Annotated in this window: 18 protein-coding genes and 1 riboswitch; of the genes, 1 reads left to right on the top strand and 17 read right to left on the bottom strand. The window is 71.5% G+C overall.

Annotated features, from left to right (window positions below):
• Positions 1 to 156: 156 nt before the first annotated feature.
• The 3 genes from ACZ5ON_RS08765 to ACZ5ON_RS08755 form a co-directional block, all read right to left on the bottom strand.
• Positions 157 to 900 carry an SDR family NAD(P)-dependent oxidoreductase gene (locus ACZ5ON_RS08765; protein WP_465587595.1) on the bottom strand — a complete coding sequence of 248 codons (744 nt, stop codon included), beginning with the start codon at positions 898 to 900 and terminating at the stop codon, positions 157 to 159.
• Positions 901 to 1,658: 758 nt separating this feature from the next.
• Positions 1,659 to 2,792, bottom strand: a complete 1,134-nt coding sequence (locus ACZ5ON_RS08760; RefSeq protein WP_465587592.1) for a transglycosylase family protein — start codon at positions 2,790 to 2,792, stop codon at positions 1,659 to 1,661.
• 4 nt (positions 2,793 to 2,796) lie between these two features.
• Positions 2,797 to 2,941: riboswitch (cyclic di-AMP (ydaO/yuaA leader) on the bottom strand.
• Positions 2,942 to 3,417: 476 nt separating this feature from the next.
• Complete coding sequence (locus ACZ5ON_RS08755) at positions 3,418 to 4,545, bottom strand: nucleotide disphospho-sugar-binding domain-containing protein (protein ID WP_465587588.1); 1,128 nt, start codon at positions 4,543 to 4,545, stop codon at positions 3,418 to 3,420.
• A gap of 290 nt (positions 4,546 to 4,835) precedes the next feature.
• Between ACZ5ON_RS08755 and ACZ5ON_RS08750 the strand changes: the two genes are divergently transcribed.
• Positions 4,836 to 5,450 carry a TetR/AcrR family transcriptional regulator gene (locus ACZ5ON_RS08750; RefSeq protein ID WP_465587585.1) on the top strand — a complete coding sequence of 205 codons (615 nt, stop codon included), beginning with the start codon at positions 4,836 to 4,838 and terminating at the stop codon, positions 5,448 to 5,450.
• A 435-nt stretch (positions 5,451 to 5,885) separates the two neighbouring features.
• Here ACZ5ON_RS08750 and hypE read toward each other — a convergent pair whose 3' ends face one another.
• The 14 genes from hypE to ACZ5ON_RS08680 all read right to left on the bottom strand — a co-directional run bounded on the left by hypE (position 5,886) and on the right by ACZ5ON_RS08680 (position 19,112).
• Positions 5,886 to 6,965, bottom strand: a complete 1,080-nt coding sequence (gene hypE, locus ACZ5ON_RS08745; protein WP_465587582.1) for a hydrogenase expression/formation protein HypE — start codon at positions 6,963 to 6,965, stop codon at positions 5,886 to 5,888.
• Positions 6,958 to 8,163: a hydrogenase formation protein HypD gene (hypD, locus tag ACZ5ON_RS08740; protein WP_465587579.1), complete on the bottom strand. Its 1,206-nt coding sequence runs from the start codon at positions 8,161 to 8,163 to the stop codon at positions 6,958 to 6,960. The genes hypE and hypD overlap by 8 nt, the downstream gene beginning before the upstream one ends.
• Positions 8,160 to 8,435, bottom strand: coding sequence for a HypC/HybG/HupF family hydrogenase formation chaperone (locus ACZ5ON_RS08735; protein ID WP_465587576.1), 276 nt, complete (start codon positions 8,433 to 8,435; stop codon positions 8,160 to 8,162). Before ACZ5ON_RS08735 ends, hypD begins: the two co-directional genes overlap by 4 nt.
• Before the next feature lie 42 nt (positions 8,436 to 8,477).
• Positions 8,478 to 10,817: a carbamoyltransferase HypF gene (hypF, locus tag ACZ5ON_RS08730; RefSeq protein ID WP_465587574.1), complete on the bottom strand. Its 2,340-nt coding sequence runs from the start codon at positions 10,815 to 10,817 to the stop codon at positions 8,478 to 8,480.
• Complete coding sequence (gene hypB / locus ACZ5ON_RS08725; protein WP_465587571.1) at positions 10,814 to 11,554, bottom strand: hydrogenase nickel incorporation protein HypB; 741 nt, start codon at positions 11,552 to 11,554, stop codon at positions 10,814 to 10,816. The genes hypF and hypB overlap by 4 nt, the downstream gene beginning before the upstream one ends.
• Positions 11,555 to 11,558: 4 nt before the next feature.
• A complete protein-coding gene (gene hypA / locus ACZ5ON_RS08720) occupies positions 11,559 to 11,939 on the bottom strand; it encodes a hydrogenase maturation nickel metallochaperone HypA (RefSeq protein WP_465587568.1) in 381 nt (126 codons plus the stop codon).
• Positions 11,940 to 12,278: 339 nt separating this feature from the next.
• Positions 12,279 to 12,389, bottom strand: a complete 111-nt coding sequence (locus ACZ5ON_RS08715; protein WP_465587565.1) for a DUF6893 family small protein — start codon at positions 12,387 to 12,389, stop codon at positions 12,279 to 12,281.
• On the bottom strand, positions 12,389 to 12,931 hold the full coding sequence (locus ACZ5ON_RS08710; protein ID WP_465587953.1) for a hydrogenase maturation protease: 543 nt from the start codon (positions 12,929 to 12,931) through the stop codon (positions 12,389 to 12,391). Before ACZ5ON_RS08710 ends, ACZ5ON_RS08715 begins: the two co-directional genes overlap by 1 nt.
• A gap of 89 nt (positions 12,932 to 13,020) precedes the next feature.
• The gene (locus tag ACZ5ON_RS08705; RefSeq protein ID WP_465587562.1) at positions 13,021 to 14,424 is read right to left on the bottom strand and encodes a hypothetical protein; all 1,404 of its coding nucleotides are present in this window, start codon (positions 14,422 to 14,424) and stop codon (positions 13,021 to 13,023) included.
• Positions 14,421 to 15,080: a DUF6084 family protein gene (locus tag ACZ5ON_RS08700; RefSeq protein WP_465587559.1), complete on the bottom strand. Its 660-nt coding sequence runs from the start codon at positions 15,078 to 15,080 to the stop codon at positions 14,421 to 14,423. The genes ACZ5ON_RS08705 and ACZ5ON_RS08700 overlap by 4 nt, the downstream gene beginning before the upstream one ends.
• On the bottom strand, positions 15,077 to 15,724 hold the full coding sequence (locus ACZ5ON_RS08695; protein ID WP_465587556.1) for a DUF5947 family protein: 648 nt from the start codon (positions 15,722 to 15,724) through the stop codon (positions 15,077 to 15,079). The genes ACZ5ON_RS08700 and ACZ5ON_RS08695 overlap by 4 nt, the downstream gene beginning before the upstream one ends.
• Entirely contained in the window at positions 15,721 to 16,191 is a 471-nt protein-coding gene (locus ACZ5ON_RS08690; RefSeq protein ID WP_465587553.1) for a thioredoxin, read from the bottom strand. The genes ACZ5ON_RS08695 and ACZ5ON_RS08690 overlap by 4 nt, the downstream gene beginning before the upstream one ends.
• On the bottom strand, positions 16,188 to 17,972 hold the full coding sequence (locus ACZ5ON_RS08685; RefSeq protein WP_465587550.1) for a nickel-dependent hydrogenase large subunit: 1,785 nt from the start codon (positions 17,970 to 17,972) through the stop codon (positions 16,188 to 16,190). Before ACZ5ON_RS08685 ends, ACZ5ON_RS08690 begins: the two co-directional genes overlap by 4 nt.
• 81 nt (positions 17,973 to 18,053) lie before the next feature.
• On the bottom strand, positions 18,054 to 19,112 hold the full coding sequence (locus ACZ5ON_RS08680; RefSeq protein WP_465587546.1) for an NADH-quinone oxidoreductase subunit B family protein: 1,059 nt from the start codon (positions 19,110 to 19,112) through the stop codon (positions 18,054 to 18,056).
• Between the last annotated feature and the right edge of the window lie 18 nt (positions 19,113 to 19,130).

Below are 19,130 nucleotides of genomic sequence, written 5' to 3'. Positions count from 1 at the left end.
GCCGCGCGGAGGCGGCGGTTCAGATCCGAGCGATCAGGACGTAGCGCTCGTCATCGACCCGCACCTCGCCACAAGTCCGGCCGAGGGGTTCGGGCCGCAACTCACCGATCAACGGCCCTATCGCCTCCTCGAGCGCGACGCTCCGCTCGATGGCGGTCAGACCTGGCCCAGGCCGCCGTCGACGAAGAGCTCTGCTCCCGTGGTGAAGGAACTCTGGTCCGAGGCTAGGAAGACGGCTGCAGCGGCGACTTCCTCGGGACGTCCGATCCGACCGAGCGGAAGCATGGCCGCGAGGGAGTCCGCCAGTTGCTGGTCCCCCTGCGCCGAGAGGCCGCGGATGCCGGGGGTCTCGATCGGGCCGGGGCTGAGGGCGTTGACCCGGATGCCGCGGCCGGCGAGCTCGGCGGCCCAGGTGCGCGCGAAGTTGCGGTTGGCGGCTTTGGTGGCGCTGTAGGTGGTCATCCCCTCGATTCCCATCGAGGCGTTGGTGGAGGAGAGCACGATCACCGAGGCGCCGTCCGGCATCAGGGGCAGCGCCTTCTGGACGGTGAAGATCGCCCCCCTGACGTTGATGTCGAACGTCTTGTCGTAGTGCTCCTCGGTGATCTCCCCCAGCCGGGCGATCTCAGCGAATCCCGCGTTGGCGACGACGACGTCCAGCCGTCCGCTGCGCCTCTCGATCGTTGCGAAAAGCCGGTCGAGATCGTCCAGATTCGACACATCACTCTGGATGCCGATCCCCCGTTCGCCGACGACCTCCACGGCCGCGTCCAGGGTGGCCTTGCGCCGTCCGGTGAGGTAGACGGTGGCGCCTTCGGCAGCGAACCGCCGGGCGATGGCCAGACCGATCCCGGTCGAGCCCCCGGTCACCAGCGCTACCTTCTCATCCAGCTGTCCCATGGTCGTATCCACTCCTTTGGCATCGTCCTCCGGCTGAAGCCAGAGGGTTCCAAGTCCTCCAGGTCGGGCTCTCCGCTTCACAACCGGTTGCCGATCCGGATTGCCGACAAGGGGCGTGCACCGCCCATCGGTCCTACAGCGGCTCCACAGACCTGACTTTCCGCCAGTTTGGCGGTAGGCCGGCCCGAAGCTCGACTGCCGCCCTACTTAAACGTGATCAAGCTATCACGTTAAGTGACAATTTGAGGCTGGGTCGTGCTCCACCTTGGTAGCAGGATGCCGATTTCTGATCGGAGTTCCGATGCCTCTCCCGGCTGGGGTCGGGGGCTTCCCCGGAGGCGTCGGATGAAGTGGCCGGATTCGTCGCACCTGAGAGCGTCGAAGTCTGCGGCGGAAATGCTTGTAGCACGTTGGCTCCGCAGCGATTCCAATGGGTCGATTCCGCTCAACAGGTGGTCCCACCGGCCCGGAGACCGTTGTCAGCGGGGACCGCTACGGTCCGTCGGGCACGGCACGATGCGCGAGTACGCGGAGGAGGCGGTACTGGGCCGCCGCCACTGGATGTTCTGGTGGGACTGAGCGGGGCCGATCCTCCGCTGGCCGGAGCCACCGGGACAACCAACTTCCGTGCGGAGGGCTGGCCTCATCGGCCGGCTCAGGTGTCCCCTTCGGGCGGACCGTCGGCCCGGACGACAGGAGCGCCCCGCAGCGGAGCCGACGTCCTGAGTCGTCAACTCCGGTGCGGGGCGCTCCGGGTGTCAGTGCTGCTGCAGGTTCAGCGACTGGCCGGGAAGGATCAGATTGGGGTTGGCGCCGATGACCGCCTTGTTGTCCTCGTAGATGTGCTGCCAGCCGGTGAGCTTGTGCGACTCGGCGATAGCGGAGAGGGTGTCGCCGTGTTCGACGGTGTAGGACTGCGGAGCCGCCGGGGTGTTCGCAGCCGAGGGGGCGGACGGCGAGGCGGGCGCGGTGGGGGAGCCCGGTGTCACGGTCGTGGCGGTAGGGCCGGAACTCGCGGTGGGAGTGCCAGGAAGCTGCGGGGTGCCGGTCGCGGAGCCGGGGGCGGGGGTGCCGGTCGCCGGCATCGAGGGGGTGGCCCCCGTCGTCGGGACGCCCGGCTGCGCCGGCTGCGAGGTGCCCGGAGCCGCCGGGCTCGGCGAGGTGGTGCCGGTGCCGGCGCTCGGCTGGGCGGTGGCCGCCGCGTTGTCCATGTGCTTGATGTAGACGTCGTGCTGGACGGTCCAGTGCCAGACGCCGTTGTCCTGGTACCAGTACACGCCGGCGGCCGGGTCGTAGCCCGCGCGGCCGGGGAAGGCCGGAGCCGGAGTGCCGGGCGGAGTGGTGTCGATGCCGGCGGAGGGCGCGCTCGGAGTGGGGGTGGCCGCCGGGGCGTCAGGCGCGGGCGCCGGCGTGGGCGTGGCCGAAGCTTGCGAACCGGGCGCGGTACCGGCCTTGTCGCCGTCATCGTTCTGACGGCCCTTGTCGCCGTCATCGTGGCGGCCGCCCTTGCCGCCCCCATCGGTCAGACCGGCCTGGGCGGCGCACGTGGGCCAGAGGCCGGTGCCGGAGTCCGCGAGGACCTGCTCGGCCACGGCTATCTGCTGGCTCCTGGTGGCGTGGTCGGGCTCGGCGGCGTACTTGTCACCACCGTGCGAGACCCAGGCGCGCTGCGTCAGGCCGAGGCCGCCGTAGTGGCCCTGGCCGTCGTCAGCGCTCCAGTTGCCGCCGGTCTCGCACTGGGCCACGGCGTCCCAGGTCTTGACGGGCGCGGCGTGTGCCCCGGCAGCGGTGAGTAGCGGGAGCGCCAGACCCACGCTCGCCACGCCGGCGGCGGCGATGGCGCGGTCGGCCTGGGTGGGACGGCGGTGGCGGCCGGAACCGGAAAAGACCACGGAACATTCCTCTCCGTACGCCTACGAGGTGAGCTGTCGGGTTCGGACCGGGAGGTGGCCCGGCCGCGTGGGTACGCGGCTTCACCCCAAGCCGTGGGGGGCGGCGACTGACCTGGTTCCCCCGCTCCTGCCCAGGGTGTGCTCGATGTCCCGGAGCGCGAATGGGCAGGACTCGGCGTACTGCGTCCGGGAGTCCGCAACGGCGAACTGCAGGGAGATTAGAGGGATCATCACCTGGATAACAAGCCCGCATCCGGTACATCACACAAAAATCACGACATTCGTCCAGCCTCCCTCTGGACTCCGGGCCGGCCGCCACACCCCCCCCGAGCCCGGAGTCGGCTCCGCTGCCTATGCGAGTACTCCGCCGCCGTCCACGGTGGCCGTCGTGCTGGGCTGCCCGCGCCCCGACGTCGTGCACCGCCCGATCACCGGTATCGCCCTGCAACGGGTCCGCCTCGTCTGGCGCGGGATGCGTACCTCACTGCTGATCGAGGAGTTCGCCGTGGGGCGCGCGAACGGCTCTGAGCGGCGCGCGGATCAGCGTGGGCGACCACGTACTTCGGAAGTGTGCGGTCACGCTGGTCCACGCGCCCCTCAGCGGACGTGACGGATCGGGCGGTGCTCAGCGGGTCTCGCGGTACAGCCGCTCGAAGTCGCCAACCAGGGCTGCCGGCGACGGCAGTTCGTTGATCTCGTCCTGCAGGGCGGCGGCCGCGTCGCGCAGGGTCTTGTCGTCGAGCAGCCGGGTGAGCAGCGCGGCGTCCACCGAGTCGCCCTCCGAACGCAGCGCGTACCCCTTGGCCTCGGCGGCGTCCGCGTTGATGAAGTGGTCGGCGCCCTGCGGCAGGATCAGCTGCGGCACGCCGGCGACGGCGGCGGTGAGCATGGTCCCGGAACCACCGTGGTGGATCACGGCGTCGCTGACGTCGAGGAGCTCGGCCAGCGGCGTCCACGGGAGCGGACGGATGTTGTCGGGCAGGGTGCCCAGCGGGCTCAGGTCGGCGCTGCCGACGGCGAGCAGGAAGTCCGCGTCGACCTCGGCGGCCTGCTCGGTGAGCCAGGCGATCGGGTTGACACCGGCGTACTCGGTGAGCACCGTACCCAGGGTGACTGCGATCCGGCGCCGCTCACCGCGGCCGACGAGATCGGAGGGGATGACACCGCCGCCGTTGAAGGGGACGTAGCGGACCCGCCAGCCGCCACCGTCACCGCCGAGCGAGGCCGGTACCACGTCGATCACGGTGCGCTCGCCGGGACCGGCCACCCCGTGGGCCTGGTAGTCGGCGGAGAGGATCTCGGCGAGCCGGTCGAGCATCGGAAGGCCGGGCATCACGCCGAAGTTGTGGACCAGGGTAGGTATGCCAAGCTTGGCCGCGACCAGTGGGGCGGCGGATGCGAAGGGCTCCATGACCATGATGTCCGGGCGCCACTCGGTGGCGACCCGCAGCAGTCCGTCGATGGCGACCCGGCCGTGCTCGGCGAAGCCGAGGGCGGCGAGTTCGAGGATCTCCTCCTGAGTGCGGTCCTTGGCTACGTACTTCGGCTCGTCCTTGGTGATCCGCTGGAAGGCCTCGCCGATGCCGGTGCCGTCGCCGACCTCGACCACCGGCAGTCCGGTGTTGCACAGCGTCTCCAGCGGAGCCGAGCCGGCGAACAGGACCTGGTGCCCGGCCGAGCGCAGGGCCTGCGCGGTCGGAATCATCGGGAAGATGTGCCCAGCCGCAGCCGGGGCGGTGAACAGGACGCGCATGTGGATGACTCCTTGCGTTTGCATGGAAGTTCAGATCTGACATTACGTCAAACGAGTGATCTGAGTGTCCGATTTTCGAACATGGGGGAACCCGGAAAACCCCCGAGGGCTCTCGACGGGCAGGGGAGGGTCCGGCGCCGGCCGTGAACCACGGTCGAGGGCGGCTCGGACTCTTGCTCAACCACCATGCGCTGCAGTGCTCTTGACTGCATAGCGTCCCTCCCCCGATTTTCACTGAACAGCCTGTCTTTCATCGGACAAACTGTCAAGTGATTGTAGGATCAGCGCCCATGGCTACCCGTAAATACGACCAGCGCCTGAGAGCCGAAGCCTCGGAGGAGACCCGCCGCCGCATCCTCGACGCGGTGTACACCTGCCTCCGCGAGGCCCCGGCCGAGCCGGTCGCCCTGGACAAGGTCGCCAGACTCGCCCGTGTCTCCCGCTCGACCGTCTACCTGGTGTTCGGTTCGCGCGGAGGCCTGTTCGCCGCTTTCGCCGAAGACCTCCTGGACCGCGGCGGGTTCTCCCGGATGCTGGAGGCGACGGCCCACCCGGACGCCCGCGAGGGCCTGCGCGGTGGAATCCACGGGGTGATGACGATGTACGCCGCCCACCGGGACGTGCTGCGCGCGCTGTGCTCGATGGCGATGCTCAGCGCGGACGCGGTCGGCGGCGCCGTCCAGCGCATCGAGCAGGGGCGGGCGGCGGGGGCCTACTACCGCGCGATGCGGCTGGCGGACCAGGGCCAGCTGCGTCCCGACGTCACCACTGAGGAGGCCGCGGACCTGCTCTGGATGCTGACCGGCTTCGACAGCTTCGACCTGCTGTACACCGGCCGCTCCCTCCCGGTCGACCGGGTCGCCGAGCGGATCGCCACGACGGCCGAGCGCACCCTGTGCCGGTGAACGGTGGGTGGTGAGCGATCACCGATGACCGTGGTCGTGACCGGTGGGCGGATCGGCGGATCCACCCTGGCAACCGGTCGCGAACGGCGGCGGTCCCCGAAGGGCCGGTGGATTTCCCCGCCCTGCCGCCGCTCGGGTGGAAGTGCCCGTGTGTCGTGGGAGGTGAGCCGGCCCTGGTCTCCCGTGCCCGCCCCGAACGTAGGTAGAGCACGCCAGGGACGGCACGGGCGTCGACAGAAACGGCGCATGATGAGCCGCGAAGGGATCGACGCCAGATCGCTCGAGGAACTCGCCGAGCAATCAACGGACTTGGACAGCGACGCGCTGCAGGTGATCCGCGAGGCGGCTGGCGGGCTGGCCTTGTGGCCGGCCCGCCGCACAGGTGAACGGACACCCGCGCGGCTGCTCGGCGAGCGAGCAACCGCGCGGCAACCCTCAGCAGATCCGCGGAAGTTGCTCCCCCACGGGCAGGTCCACCACTCTGGTGCCGCCCAGGCCGGTGCGGGACACCACCATCCCGGGGTGATCGGCCACGCACTCGCCGATGACGGCGGCCCGCGCACCCAGCGGGTGCGCCAGCATCGCGTCCAGCACCGCATCCGCATGCTCACGCGGCACGAATGCCACCAGCTTGCCCTCATTGGCGACATACAGCGGGTCGAGGCCGAGGAGGGCGCAGGCGCTCGCCACCGGCGCCGGCACCGGAATCGCGCGCTCCTGGATCACCACCCCCACGCCGGCCGCCGCCGCGATCTCGTTGAGCGCCGCCCCGAGCCCGCCCCGGGTGGGATCGCGCAGCACGTGCAGCTCGGGCGTGACCGCGAGCATCGTCTCGACCAGCCCGCCGAGCGCGGCGCAGTCGCTCTCGATCTCCACGCCGAACTCCAAGCCCTCGCGTACGCTCATCACCGCGATCCCGTGCACCCCGAGGTCGCCGCTGACGATCACCACGTCGCCCGGTACCGCTCGTTGCGGCCGGATGTCGACCCCGGCCGGGATCTGCCCGATTCCGGCGGTGTTGAGGTAGATGCCGTCGCCGTGCCCGGCCTCCACCACCTTGGTGTCACCGGTCACCACCTCGACCCCCGCCGCGCGGGCCGCCGCCCCGAGTGCCTGCGCCACCCGGGCGACCACCGCCGTCTCCACGCCCTCCTCCAGGATGAACCCGCAGGACAGATAGGCCGCCTTGGCCCCGCTCATGGCAAGGTCGTTGACCGTCCCGTTGACCGCGAGGTCCCCGATGCTGCCGCCGGGGAAGAACAGCGGGCGGACCACGAAGGAGTCGGTGGAGAAGGCGATCCGGGCCCCGCCCAAGGTCACCGCGGCCGAGTCGCCGAGCCCGGCCAGCACCGGCCCGCCGAAGGCTGGGGCGAAGACGTGCTGCACCAGCTCGGCGGAGAGCGCACCGCCACCACCGTGCCCCATCACCACCCGTGGATGGTCGCGCAGCGGCAGTGGACAGCTCCAGCCGGAGAAGTCCGGCGCCCTCCCGGTCGCACCGGTCGCCTCACGCAACGGTGCTCACCTCCGGCGAGCCGGAGACCGAACCCGAGATCGAGCCCGAGGCCTGACCGGAAACGGAGCCGGGGGCCGGACCCGAGACGGCGGCCGAGCCGGCGACCGGACCGCCGAGCCTGCGGTACAGGTAGTACGCGGCGCACGCCCCCTCGCTGGAGACCATCGTCGCCCCGAGCGGGGTGCGCGGCGTGCACACCGTGCCGAACGCCTCGCACTCGCTGGGCTTCAGTTGCCCCTGCAGCACCTCGCCGCTGCGGCACTGCGCGGGCTCGCACGGGGTGATGTCCGACACCGGGAAGCGGTGCTCGGCGTCCTGGTCGCGGTAGCGCGGCGACAGCCGCCAGCCGCTGGCCGGAATGACCCCGATACCGCGCCACGCCCGGTCGGTGACCTCGAAGACGTCCGCCAGCATCGCCTTCGCGGCCGGATTGCCCTCGGGCCGGACGGCACGCGGGTAGGCGTTGTCCACCACGTGCTCGCCGCGCTCCAACTGCCGCACCGTGCGCCGGATGCCCTCCAGGATGTCCAGCGGCTCGAAGCCGGTGACCACGATCGGCACCCGGTGGCGGGCGGCCAGTTCCGGGTACTCGTCGATCCCCATCACGCTGCACACATGGCCCGCGGCGAGGAAGCCCTGAACCCGGCAGTCCGGTGACCGCATGATCGCTTCGATGGCGGGAGGCACCCGGACGTGCGAGACCAGCAGGCTGAAGTTGCGGATGCCGAGTTTCTTCGCCTGGTGGACCGTCATCGCGTTCGGGGGAGCGGTGGTCTCGAAGCCGATCCCGAAGAAGACCACCTCGCGCTGGGGGTTCTCCTGCGCGATCCGCAGCGCGTCCAACGGCGAGTAGACCACCCGGACGTCCCCGCCCTCGCCGCGCACCCGGAACAGGTCCCGCTCGGAGCCCGGCACCCGCAGCATGTCGCCGAAGGAGCAGAAGATCACCTCTGGCCGGGCGGCGATCGCCAACGCCCGGTCGATCATCTCCAGTGGGGTGACGCACACCGGGCAGCCCGGACCGTGGATCAACTCGACCTCGTCGGGCAGCAGTTGGTCGATCCCGTGCCGGATGATGCTGTGGGTCTGCCCGCCGCACACCTCCATCAGCGCCCACGGCCGGGTCACGGTGGCGCGGATGTCCGCGAGCAGACGGCCCGCCAGCTCCGGGTTCTGGAACTCCTCCAGGTACTTCATTGCCGCGTCTCCTCCGCCGCTTCCCAGGCATCGCCGAACTCCTCCTGCAGCAGGCCGAGTTCGGCGAACAGGTCGAGTGTCCTGCGTGCCGACTCCTCGTCCAGCCGCTGCAACGCGAAGCCCACGTGGACGATCGCGTACTCACCCTCCCGGAGGTCAGGCAGGTACTCCAGACACACGTCCTTGACCACACCGCCGAAGTCGACCCGGGCCATCCGGGTTCCGTCCCGCTCCTCGATCTCCATCACCCTTCCGGGCACTGCCAGACACATCCGCCTCTCCTCGCCTCGAACCGCCTTGTTCCGCCGACCCGGCTACCGGGGCCGTGCGGCCACCATCAGCTGGCCCAGTGCCAGCCCGCCGTCGTTCGGCGGCACCTGCCGGTGGACCAGCACGGTGAAGCCGTCCCGTTGCAGCGCCGTGGCACAGTCGGTGAGCAGCAGGGTGTTGGCGAACACCCCGCCGCTCAGCGCCACCGTCTCCAGTGCGTGCGACCGGCGGGCGCGGACGCACAGCGCGTGCACCAGCCCGGTCACCGCCCGGTGGAACCGCAGTCCGATCACCTCCGGGCCGACTCCCGCCCGCAGATCGGCGACGGCGGCCGCCAGTACCGGGCGAGGATCCGCCACCCAGTCGGTCGCGTCCGATTCCGCGTCCCCGGCGATCAGTTCGAAGCCGTAGCCCTCGCCCACCTCGTTCACCGAGGCCGCCGCCGCCTCCAACTCCATTGCCGCCTGCGCCTCGTAGCCCGAGCGGTGGCAGACTCCGGCCAGCGAGGAGACCGCGTCGAACAGCCGGCCCATGCTGGAGGTCGGCACGCAGTTCAGGTTCCGGTCCAGCTGGCGCTTGAGCAGGAGGAGTTCACGCTCCGGGCAGACCGCCACGCACGGCAGCTCCGCCGGCCACGGCAGTCCGGCGGCATGCAGATGTGCCAGCGCCATCCGGTACGGGCGCTCCACCGCCGCGTCCCCGCCGGGCAGCGCCACATAGGCCAGGTGCGCGAACCGCCGGTAGGAGTCGTAGTCGGCCAGCAGCACCTCGCCGCCCCAGACCGCGCCGTCGTCGCCGTAACCGGTCCCGTCGAAGGCCACCCCGATCACCGGACGGCTCCCGTCCAGGCCGTGCTCGGCCATCACCGAGGCGATGTGCGCATGGTGGTGCTGAACCCTTACCGTCCCCGGCTCGCCGGCGCGGGCCCGGCGCAGCGCCCACTGCACCGAGCGGTACCCGGGGTGGCGGTCGGTCGCCACCAGTTCGGGCCGCACCCCGGTCAGTTCCCGTACATGGGTCACCGCCCGCTCGAAGGCCCGCAGAGTGGAGAGATCGTCCATGTCTCCGACATGGCCGGACAGCCAGGCACTGCGGCCCTCGGCCAGGGCGAAGGCGTTCTTGAGGTCGCCTCCCGTCGCCAGCACCGGTGAAACGGGCAGCGGTAGCGTCACGGGCAGCGGCGCGTAGCCGCGCGAACGCCGTACCGGCAGCGCCTCGCCTTGCCAGACCCGCACCACCGAGTCGTCACACGGGACGTGGATCGGACGGTCGTGCAGCAGCCAGGCATCGGCGAGCGGCGCCAGCCGCTGCAGCGCCTCGCCGTCGTCGGTGACGATGGGCTCGCCGGAGAGGTTGCCGCTGGTCATCACCAGCAGCCGGGGGCCCGGCGGATCTCCTGGCAGCCCGAACAGCAGCTGGTGCAGCGGTGTGTAGGGCAGCATCACGCCCAGGTCCGCACTGCCCGGGGCGACCGCCTCGGCCGCCGGGCCGCCGGGCCTGCGGCGCAGCAGTACGATCGGCCGCACCGCGCCGGTGAGCAGGCGCCGTTCCGTCTCGCCCAGCTCCACCAGCCCTTCCAGGTCCGAGAGCCGGCCGGCCATCAGGGCGAACGGCTTGTCGCCCCTGGCCTTCCGGCGGCGCAGCAGCGCGACCGCTGCCGGATCGGTGGCGTCGCAGGCCAGGTGGTAGCCGCCGATGCCCTTCACCGCCAGGATCGCCCCGTCCGCCAGCAGCCGCCGGGCGGCCGTCATCGGGTCCTCACCGAAGGCACGGTTGCGGCCCCTGGTCCCGATCAGGTTGAGCCGGGGTCCGCAGGCGTGGCAGGCGATCGGCTGGGCGTGGAACCGCCGGTCGGCGGGATCGGCGTACTCGCGCGCGCAGTCCGCGCACATCGGGAACCGGGCCATGCTGGTTCTGGACCGGTCGTACGGCAGCCCGGTGACGATGGTGTAGCGCGGGCCGCAGTTGGTGCAGGTGATGAACGGGTGCCGGTAACGCCGGTCGGCGGGGTCGGCGAGCTCGGCCAGGCAGTCCGCGCAGGTGGCGGTGTCGGGTGGGATGACGGCCCGTCGGGTTCCGGTGTCCTGCGAGGCGAGGATCGTGAATCCGGGAGCGCCGGTGGCGGCCACCACCTCCTGGGCCAGCGTGTGCACCTCGGCCAGCGGCGGGGCGTCGGAACGGATCCGGCGGCAGAACGCCCGCACCGCCTCGGCGCCGCCCTCGACCTCCGCGAGTACCCCCGCACCGGTGTTGGTGACGTGCCCGGCCAGCCCAAGCTCGGTGGCCAGCCCGAAGACGAACGGCCGGAAGCCCACCCCCTGGACCACCCCCTCGACCGCGATCCGCCTGCGTTGCACGGCGCCGGTCTCCGCCGGCACGGTCACCGCCCCTCCAGAACCACGCCGTGGTCGCCGTGGCCGTGCGAGTGGGCGGGCCGAGCCGCCAGCACCGGCCGGTGCACCGGGGCGCCGTCCAGTACCGCGAGCGCGCGGTCGAGCAGCGCGCCCGTCCCCGCGCCGGTCCGCGCCGCGGTGAGCAGGATCTCCACGCCCGGGTTCACCCGGGCCACGTTGGCGCGGAAGGCGGCCTCGTCGAAGCCCACCGCCTCGGCCAGATCGGTCTTGGTCACCACCACCAGGCTCGCCAGGCCGAACGCCGTGGGGTACTTCAGCGGCTTGTCCTCGCCCTCCGTCACCGAGGCCAGTGCGACCCGCAGCGACTCCCCGAGGTCGTAGGAGGCCGGGCAGACCAGGTTCCCGACGTTCTCCACGAACAGCAGCCGGGTGCCGTCCGGAAGCCAGCCCTCCAGATGTCCGCGCAGCATCGCGGCCTCCAGGTGGCACAGCCCGTCGGTCAGCACCTGCTTCACCGGCACCCCCGAGCGGGCGAGCCGCACCGCGTCGTTCTCGGTGGCCAGGTCGGCGGTCAGCGCCGCGACCGGCACCCCGCGCTCGCGGGCGAGCGCGAGCTCGGCCTCCAGCAGGGCGGTCTTGCCGCTGCCGGGGCTGGACAGCAGGTTGACGGCGACCGTGCCGCGCGCGGCCAGATCGGCGCGAAGCTCCCGCGCCTGCTCGTCATTGCGGGCGAGTACCGCCTGTTGGAGATCGACGACACGGCACACGGGTTCAGCCCTCCTGGTGGGTCGGGGCGGGCGCGGGATCATCGGCCCAGCACACGCTCAGAATCTGCAGTTCCCGACCGGTCAGCAGCTCGGCCTGCGCACCGCCGCAACCGGGGCAGCACAGGTCGGGCGGCATGCCGACGGGCCATTCAGTGGCGCACCCACCGCAGCGCGCGCGGGCCGCGACCGGTTCGGCCAGCAGCTTCGCGCCCTGCACCACGGTGTCCGCGCAGGCGAGTTCGAAGCAGAAGTCCAGAGCCTCGGGCACCACCCCGGCCAACTCGCCGACCTGGATCCGGACGGACTCGACCGCCCGGGCGCCGTGCCGTTGCGCGGCCCGGGCCACCTGCTCCACCACGGCCAACGCGATCGACATCTCGTGCATCGGCCTCTCCCCGTCGCCCGGTCGCGGGCCTGCCGTCCCTCGCTCCAGTGACCCATTACAGGGCGGCCCGACCATCCGCCTGGGCCGCCGCGCCGTGGCCGCGCACCCGACTACGCCATTCGCCCCACACCGCCCGGCCCGGTGGCGCCCGCCCGGGCGGAGGGCGTCCGCGCCGTACCCGAGCGCGGCAAGCGCGGTGCGCAGCAGTGAGGGGCGCGGACGGCCGCGCGGTCCGCCGCACCCAGAGGTGCGTCCGGCTTCGCGCGCGGTGCCCCGCGCCCCTCGACAGTGCGAGATCGGGAATGGCCCGGCACCACCGTGCGGGTGCCCGGCCGCCGGTCACATCCTCCTGATCTGCAGGTAGCGCTTGATGTCGGGCAGGTTCTGGGCGACGGCCAGCGCCAGCCCGGCCCCTGCCAGGACCATGCACGCGACGAGGATCTTCCGCATCAGGGCACCTTTCTCTCTCCACGGCCCGCCACCGGACCGCCGACACCGGCCGGGCGTCCGAGGCCGGGGGCCTCGCCGTCCCGTACCACTCGCAGGACCAGCTCGACCGCCCGGTCGACGGCGGCCGCCACCACCGGGCTGAGGCCGAGGCGTTCGTCGACCGACTCCGGTTCGCAGCCGACCACCAGGACCCGTTCGGGCGGACTGGCCCCGGTTCCGGCGCTGAGTGTCGTCATCAGCGCCAGCACCGCGTCCGGCCCCATCCGATGCCCGTCCAGCAGCGAGTACTCGGGCTCGACCGGATGCTCCCCGGCCGCCTCGAGCAGATAGAGCGTGCCAGGCCGGTCCCCCCGCTCGGTCGCGTCCACCAGTACCAACGTCCGGTAGCCGTCCAGGAGTTGGTAGGCCAGGTGGACCCCGCGCACACCGAAGTCGACGGCTTCCACCCCCTCGGGCAGGGGCTGGGCGGCGAGCCGGCGGACCGTCTCGACGCCGAAGCCGTCATCGCCGAGGAAGATGTTGCCGACACCCGCGACCAGCACCCGGCACCGCTCGGCCGCTGTCGACGGCGCGGTCGTGGCGGCAGGCGCGGCCGACGGACCTGCCGTCGTCGGAGGCGCGTCCGGGCGGCTCACAGGTCCTCCACCGGGGTGACTTCGTCGGGCTGGAAGTACCGGAAGCGGCCCTGCGCCCGCCAGAGGTCCGCGCCGGGGTCGCCGTCGATGGTCACGGCCAGGTGGACCGCGCCGTCCACGTCCCGCAGGACCGCCTCCACCAGCGCCGTCCGCCCGTGCAGGAACAGGTCCTGCGCATCGGTGCGCCGCCGCCCGGGCTTGAGGACGACCCGGCTGCCGGCCCCGACCGACCGACCGTCGACCACCACCCGGTCGAGAGCAGGATCGACACTCCGGTCGGCCCCGGGATCCCACCACGGGGTGTCGGGCGAAGGCCCGGGGAAGCCGTCCCCGTCCGGCCCCACGGCGGCCACCCCGGCCGAGGTGACCTCCCGCAGGCCGCGCACCGCCCCGTGCAACCGCTCCAGTACGTCGGGAGGCAGCGAGTCCGCGAGGTCGATCACGGCGCCGGCCAGCTCGTCGGTACCCCGGGCCTCCAGCTTCTCCTGCTCGGTCAGGGCCGCCGTGCGCAGGGCGAGGATCTCGTCGATCTCGGTGGCGTCGTAGAGCGCTCCCGGGCTCTCGGGCGCGATCTCCGGATGGTCGGAGAGGATGATCGGCGAGGAGAGCACCACGTCCGCCGCTCCCGCCGCCCCGGCCAGCACCGGCCAGGTGTGCTCGTTGCGGCACTGCGTGACGGCGGGCGCGGCCCACTGCGGCGGATCGGTCATCGATACGAAGGCACCCGCATCGAGCCCCAGCAGCAGGTGCGCCGCCACCAGCGAACGCCGCAGCGCCGACCCGCGGTCGGCGCCGTCGGGCGGGGTCCAGGCGCTGCTGTTCTCCACCACGGCGGTCAGCCGCAACGCACCGTAAGGACCGTGGAGTTCCGCCGCCGACAGGTTCAGGACGCCGTCGAGCCGCTCCCGCCGCCGGGTCAGACGGCCCACCGGCCGTTCGTTCCCGTACACGACCTCCTGCGACTGGCAGGCCGGCAGGTCGAACGGGACCGAGACCCCCTCGCCGGTCAACTCCTCCACCGGGAAGGAGACTTCGAGTCGTTCCGGGACTCCCTCGTCCCACGGCACCAGCACCCGGTCGGACAGGGCGAGTTCGTCCACCTCCTCGAACCCCCGGTCGGCCCGCTGCCGTTGCACCGTCCGCCGCTGGACGTGCAGGAAGCGCAGCTCGACCGTCAGCCGGGCACCTCGGCGTGGTTCCATCAGGCACTCGGTGCGCTGGTGGGAGTGTTCGGAGCCGGCTGCCGCGAAGGACGGCGGGACGAGCACCCCGAACTGCCAGCGCATGCGGTTCTTGGCCGCCGACGCCCGGTAGGGGTAGAGCACATAGCCCTCGAACAGGACGGCGTCCGCGATCCGGCGGGCGGCCTCGAAGCCCGGCGGAGGGGTGGACCCGTTCACCTCAGGCTCCCTTCGGCCCCGGCCCCGGCCGCGGCCGCGCCCGCCAGCAGCGCGTCCACCGTTGCCTCCCAGGACGGCAGCCCGTGGCGGGAGCGGTACGCCAGCAACGCGTCCATGCTGGTGCGCGGCAGCCGGATCCAGCCACAGCCCGGGAAGTGCTGCTCCATCATGTCCCGCCAGACCCGCACCGGCAGCCGGCAGGAGGCCTCCCGGTCCCAGGGCACAGGCTGTACCTGGAAGCCGCCGGGGCCGGTGAACGCGGTACCGGAGAACAGCAGCAGCAGCGGTGCCTCGCCGTCCGCCAGGGCGTCGAAGTAGCGGGCGGCGGCGACGTCCATGTCGTAGGTGCACGGCACCACCAGGTCCGCCTCGGTCTCCCCGGTGAACCCGGGGACCGTGAGCGAAACCTGGGCCAGCTGGACCGGGTTGACCGAGCCCGGCCAGCGGCTGCGCTCGCCGAACAGCACCTCCAGCCGCTCGGCCTCGCCCGGCCCGTACGAGCGGCGGGCGGGTTCGATCCGCAACTGGCAGTGCAGCACAAGGGCATGCACCCGAACGCCCTCGTCGGCCGCGATCCGCAGCCGGAACACCAGGGTCGGGCCCGCCGCGTACGGATCGGCGCGGATCCCGGTGCAGCTGAAGGTCAGGCCGGTCACGACGCCACCTCCTCGGCCAGGACCCGGGCGCGCTGCTCGACCCGGGCGAAGAACGCGTCGAGTTCGGCCCGTGCCCGGGAGCCGCCGTCGAAGCCCTGCCAGTGCAGGCGCATTCGGCCGACCAGCTCGTAGCAGACGTCGATCGGCACCAGGAAGCACTGCAGGCCCTCCGCCGTCCGGCGCAGCAGCAGCGCCTCCACATCCGGTTCGAGGAGGCCGGCCAGCCGGGTGCGGCCGAGGGTGAACTCCCAGGTGTGCGGGTCGAGTTCGCTCTCGGTGGGACCGGCCGGGCTGGGGTAGAGCCCGATCAGCCGGCGCAGCGCCGTGTTGCGGAAGAAGAAGGCGGTGGACACCGGGATCTGCAGCGACTCCCAGTCGGACCGGCCCAACTCGTGTGCGGGGTCGATGAGATAGCGGTCGGGGACCTTCCGGTAGCGGCCCTCGGCGGCACCGGGGGTCTCGAACAGCATGGCGCAGGCCGGGCAGGTGCAGGCGAGGGCACGGTCGTCGGTGTCCACCACATGCCGGTGGCCGGCCGGGAGCCGGACCCCGCAGAAGGCGCACCGCTCGGGCTGCGGCGGCGCGGGCTCGCACAGCCGGCGCAGCAGCGCCGAGCCCGGCCGGGAGATCGGACGCGCGTTCACCGGACCTCCGCCGCGGCGGGCGGGCGGGCGCCGATCTGCAGCAGCGGCGCCGGGGTCCGCTCCAGCTCCACGGCGGTCACCTCGGGGGCGTGGCAGGAGAGCGTGCTCTCGATGTCCTCCATCGCCGATGAGCCGCAGCCGCAGCCGGAGACCTTGCGAAGTGCCAGAACACCGCTGTCGCGGTCGAATCCGACCACCTCCACCGCGAAGTCGGCCACCGCCCGGGCGATCCGGGCGGTGACGTCCTCGGGGTGCAGGTCGTGCAGCACCAGCAGCCCGGCCACCAGGCGGTCGTCCAGCAGAGGGGTCAGCACGCCGGGTGGCAGCAACTCCACCAGCCGGGCGAGTCCGGCGCCGTAGAAGGCCATCAGCTCGCGCACCAGCGCCTCGCCGGCCTCGGCCTGCCCCGACGCGGTGAGCGAGTCCAGCACCTCCTTGACCCGCAGCCCGGTCAGCTCCGCGCTCATCCGCCAAGCCCGCTCAGGCCGGTGGGGACGTGCATCTTCTGCACCGTGCGCCCGCCGCCCAGGTACATGTGCACCCCGCAGGGCAGACAGGGATCGAAGCTGCGCACGGCGCGCATGATGTCGATGCCCTTGAAGTTCTCGGGGCTGTTCTCCTCGAAGATCGGGGTGTTCTGCACCGCGTCCTCGTACGGTCCCGGGGTGCCGAAGCTGTCGCGCACGCTGGCGTTCCACGGGGTCGGCGGGTAGGGGTGGTAGTTGGCGATCTTGCCGTCGCGGATCACCAGGTGGTGCGAGAGCACGCCGCGGACCGCCTCGGTGAAGCCGCAGCCGATGCTCTCGTCCGGCACCTCGAACTTCTCCCAGGTCTGGGTGCGTCCGGCGCGGACCTCGTCCAGCGCCTTCTCGGTGAAGTACAGCGCGGCGGCGGCGCTGTAGGCCTGGAAGTAGGTGCGCGCCCGGTTGCGTTCGAGTGCGTTGCTCCACTTGGGGATCTTCCACTCGAAGGTGACCGGCGGCTTGGTCATGGTGCGCGGCAGGTTGATCTGCACGCTGTGGCCGGTGGCCTTGATGTAGCCGATGTCGACCAGGCCGGACAGGGCGGTGGACCAGAGCCGGGCGATCGGGCCGCCGCCGGTGTCCAGGGCCAGGTACTCCTTGCCGTCGAACCAGCGCGGCGACATGACCCAGCTGTACTTGTCGTCGAAGTTCCGCTTCTGCGGCGCGGGAATGGTGTGCTGGTTCCACGGGTGCCTGGGGTCGACCGGGTTGCCCAGCGGGTCGTGGGTGACGAACTGCTCCTGGCCCTCCCAGTCCTGGTAGTAGGAGCTGCCGAGCAGGATCCGGATACCGAGGTTGATCTCGGTGAGGTCGTTGGTGACCAGCTTGCCGTCGACGATGATGCCCGGGGTGACGAACATCCTCCGGCCCCAGTCGGTCATGTTGCGGTAGGTGAAGTCACAGTGGTCGGGGTCGTTGAGCGCGCCCCAGCAGCCGAGCATGACCCGGCGCCGGCCGACCTCCTCGTAGCCGGGCAGCGCCTGGTAGAAGAAGTCGAACAGGTCGTCGTGGAGCGGGACCACCCGCTTCATGAACTCGACGTAGCGGGTCAGCCGGGTGAGGTAGTCGGTGAACAGCTGGACGGTGGCCACCGTGCCGACGCCGCCGGCGTAGAGCGTGGAGGGGTGCACATGGCGGCCCTCCATCAGGCAGAACATCTCCCGGGTGTAGCGGCTGACCTGGAGCGCCTCGCGGTAGAACTCGCCCTCGATCGGGTTGAGCGAGCGCATGATGTCGGCGATGGTCCGGTAGCCGTGGTCACCGGCGTGCGGCGCTTCGGTGCGCTCGGCGAGCTCCAGCACGCCCGGGTTGGTCTCACGGACCATCTTCTCGCAGTAGTCGACCCCGACCAGGTTCTCCTGGAAGATGTTGTGGTCGAACATGTACTCGGCCGACTCGCCCAGGTTGATGATCCACTCGCCCAGGTTCGGCGGCTTCACCCCGTACGCCATGTTCTGCGTGTACACCGAGCAGGTCGCGTGGTTGTCACCGCAGATGCCGCAGATGCGGCTGGTGATGAAGTGCGCGTCGCGCGGGTCCTTGCCGCGCATGAACAGGCTGTACCCGCGGAAGACCGACGAGGTGCTGTAGCACTCGGCGACCCGCTTCTGCTTGAAGTCGATCTTCGTGTGGATGCCCAGGCTGCCCACGATCCGGGTGATCGGGTCCCAGGACATCTCCACCAGGCCGCTGCCGTCGCCGGCGGTCCTCGTCGTCTCTGCCATCGTCCTCGTCGTGCCTTCCTTCGGAATCTGCCAACAGGAGGGGGCGCCGCACACGTCACCCCGTGTGCGGCGCCGCGGGTGTCACCAGGGCGCGCGGTAGCCGGTCGTCAGCTTGCGGCCGGCGCGGCGCCACTTCGGCTCCTTGTCCACGGTCGCGGCCGTGATCGAACGCAGCCAGCGGATCGTGCCGCCGTAGGTGCCGCTCAGGCCGGCGGACACCTTGCTGCCGGGCGGCTCGTCCATGAACGGCATGAACTTGTCGGGGAAGCCCGGCATGGTGCAGGCGATGCAGATGCCGCCGACGTTGGGGCAGCCGCCGATGCCGTTGGTCCAACCGCGTTTGGGGACATTGCACTTGACCACCGGGCCCCAGCAGCCGAGCTTCACCAGGCACTCCGGTGAGCCGTACTCGGTGGCGAACTGGCCCTGCTCGTAGTAGCCGCCGCGGTCGCAGCCCTCGTGCACGGTCGCGCCGAACAGCCAGGTGGGGCGCAGCTTGTCGTCCAGCGGGATCATCGGTGCGGCGCCGGTCAGCTGGTAGAGCAGGTAGGTCAGCGTCTCGGCGAAGTTGTCCGGCTGGATCGGGCAGCCCGGGACGCAGACGATCGGCAGGCCGGCCTTGGACTTCCAGTTCCAGCCCAGGTAGTCGGGCACGCCCATCGCTCCGGTCGGGTTCCCGGCCATCGCATGGATGCCGCCGTAGGTGGCGCAGGTGCCGATCGCGACCACGGCGGTGGCCTTGTCCGCCAGCCGATCGAGCCACTCGCTGGTGGTGACGGGCTGTCCGGTGGCGGGGTCGTCACCGAAACCGCACCAGTACCCCTCCTTCTTGATCGACTCGTTCGGGATGGACCCCTCGACGACCAGCACGAACGGCTCCAGCTCGCCGCGGTCCGCCTTGAAGAACCACTCGATGAAGGTGTCGGCACCCTGCACGGGGCCGCACTCGAAGTCGATCAGTGGCCAGTGCACCTCGATCTTCGGCAGGCCGGGCAGGGCGCCGGTGACGATCTCCTCGATGCTCGGCTGCATCGCGGCGGTCAGCGAGACGGAGTCACCGTCGCAGCTGAGGCCCGCGTTGATCCACAGAATGTGCACCGGGGGTGCTTCGGTGCGCTCCGGCGTTGCTGTAGCACCCATGAGGATGCCTCCTCGGAA

This window comes from Kitasatospora sp. NPDC032150, assembly GCF_055579945.1.
This window is presented reverse-complemented; position numbering and strand designations above follow the sequence as displayed.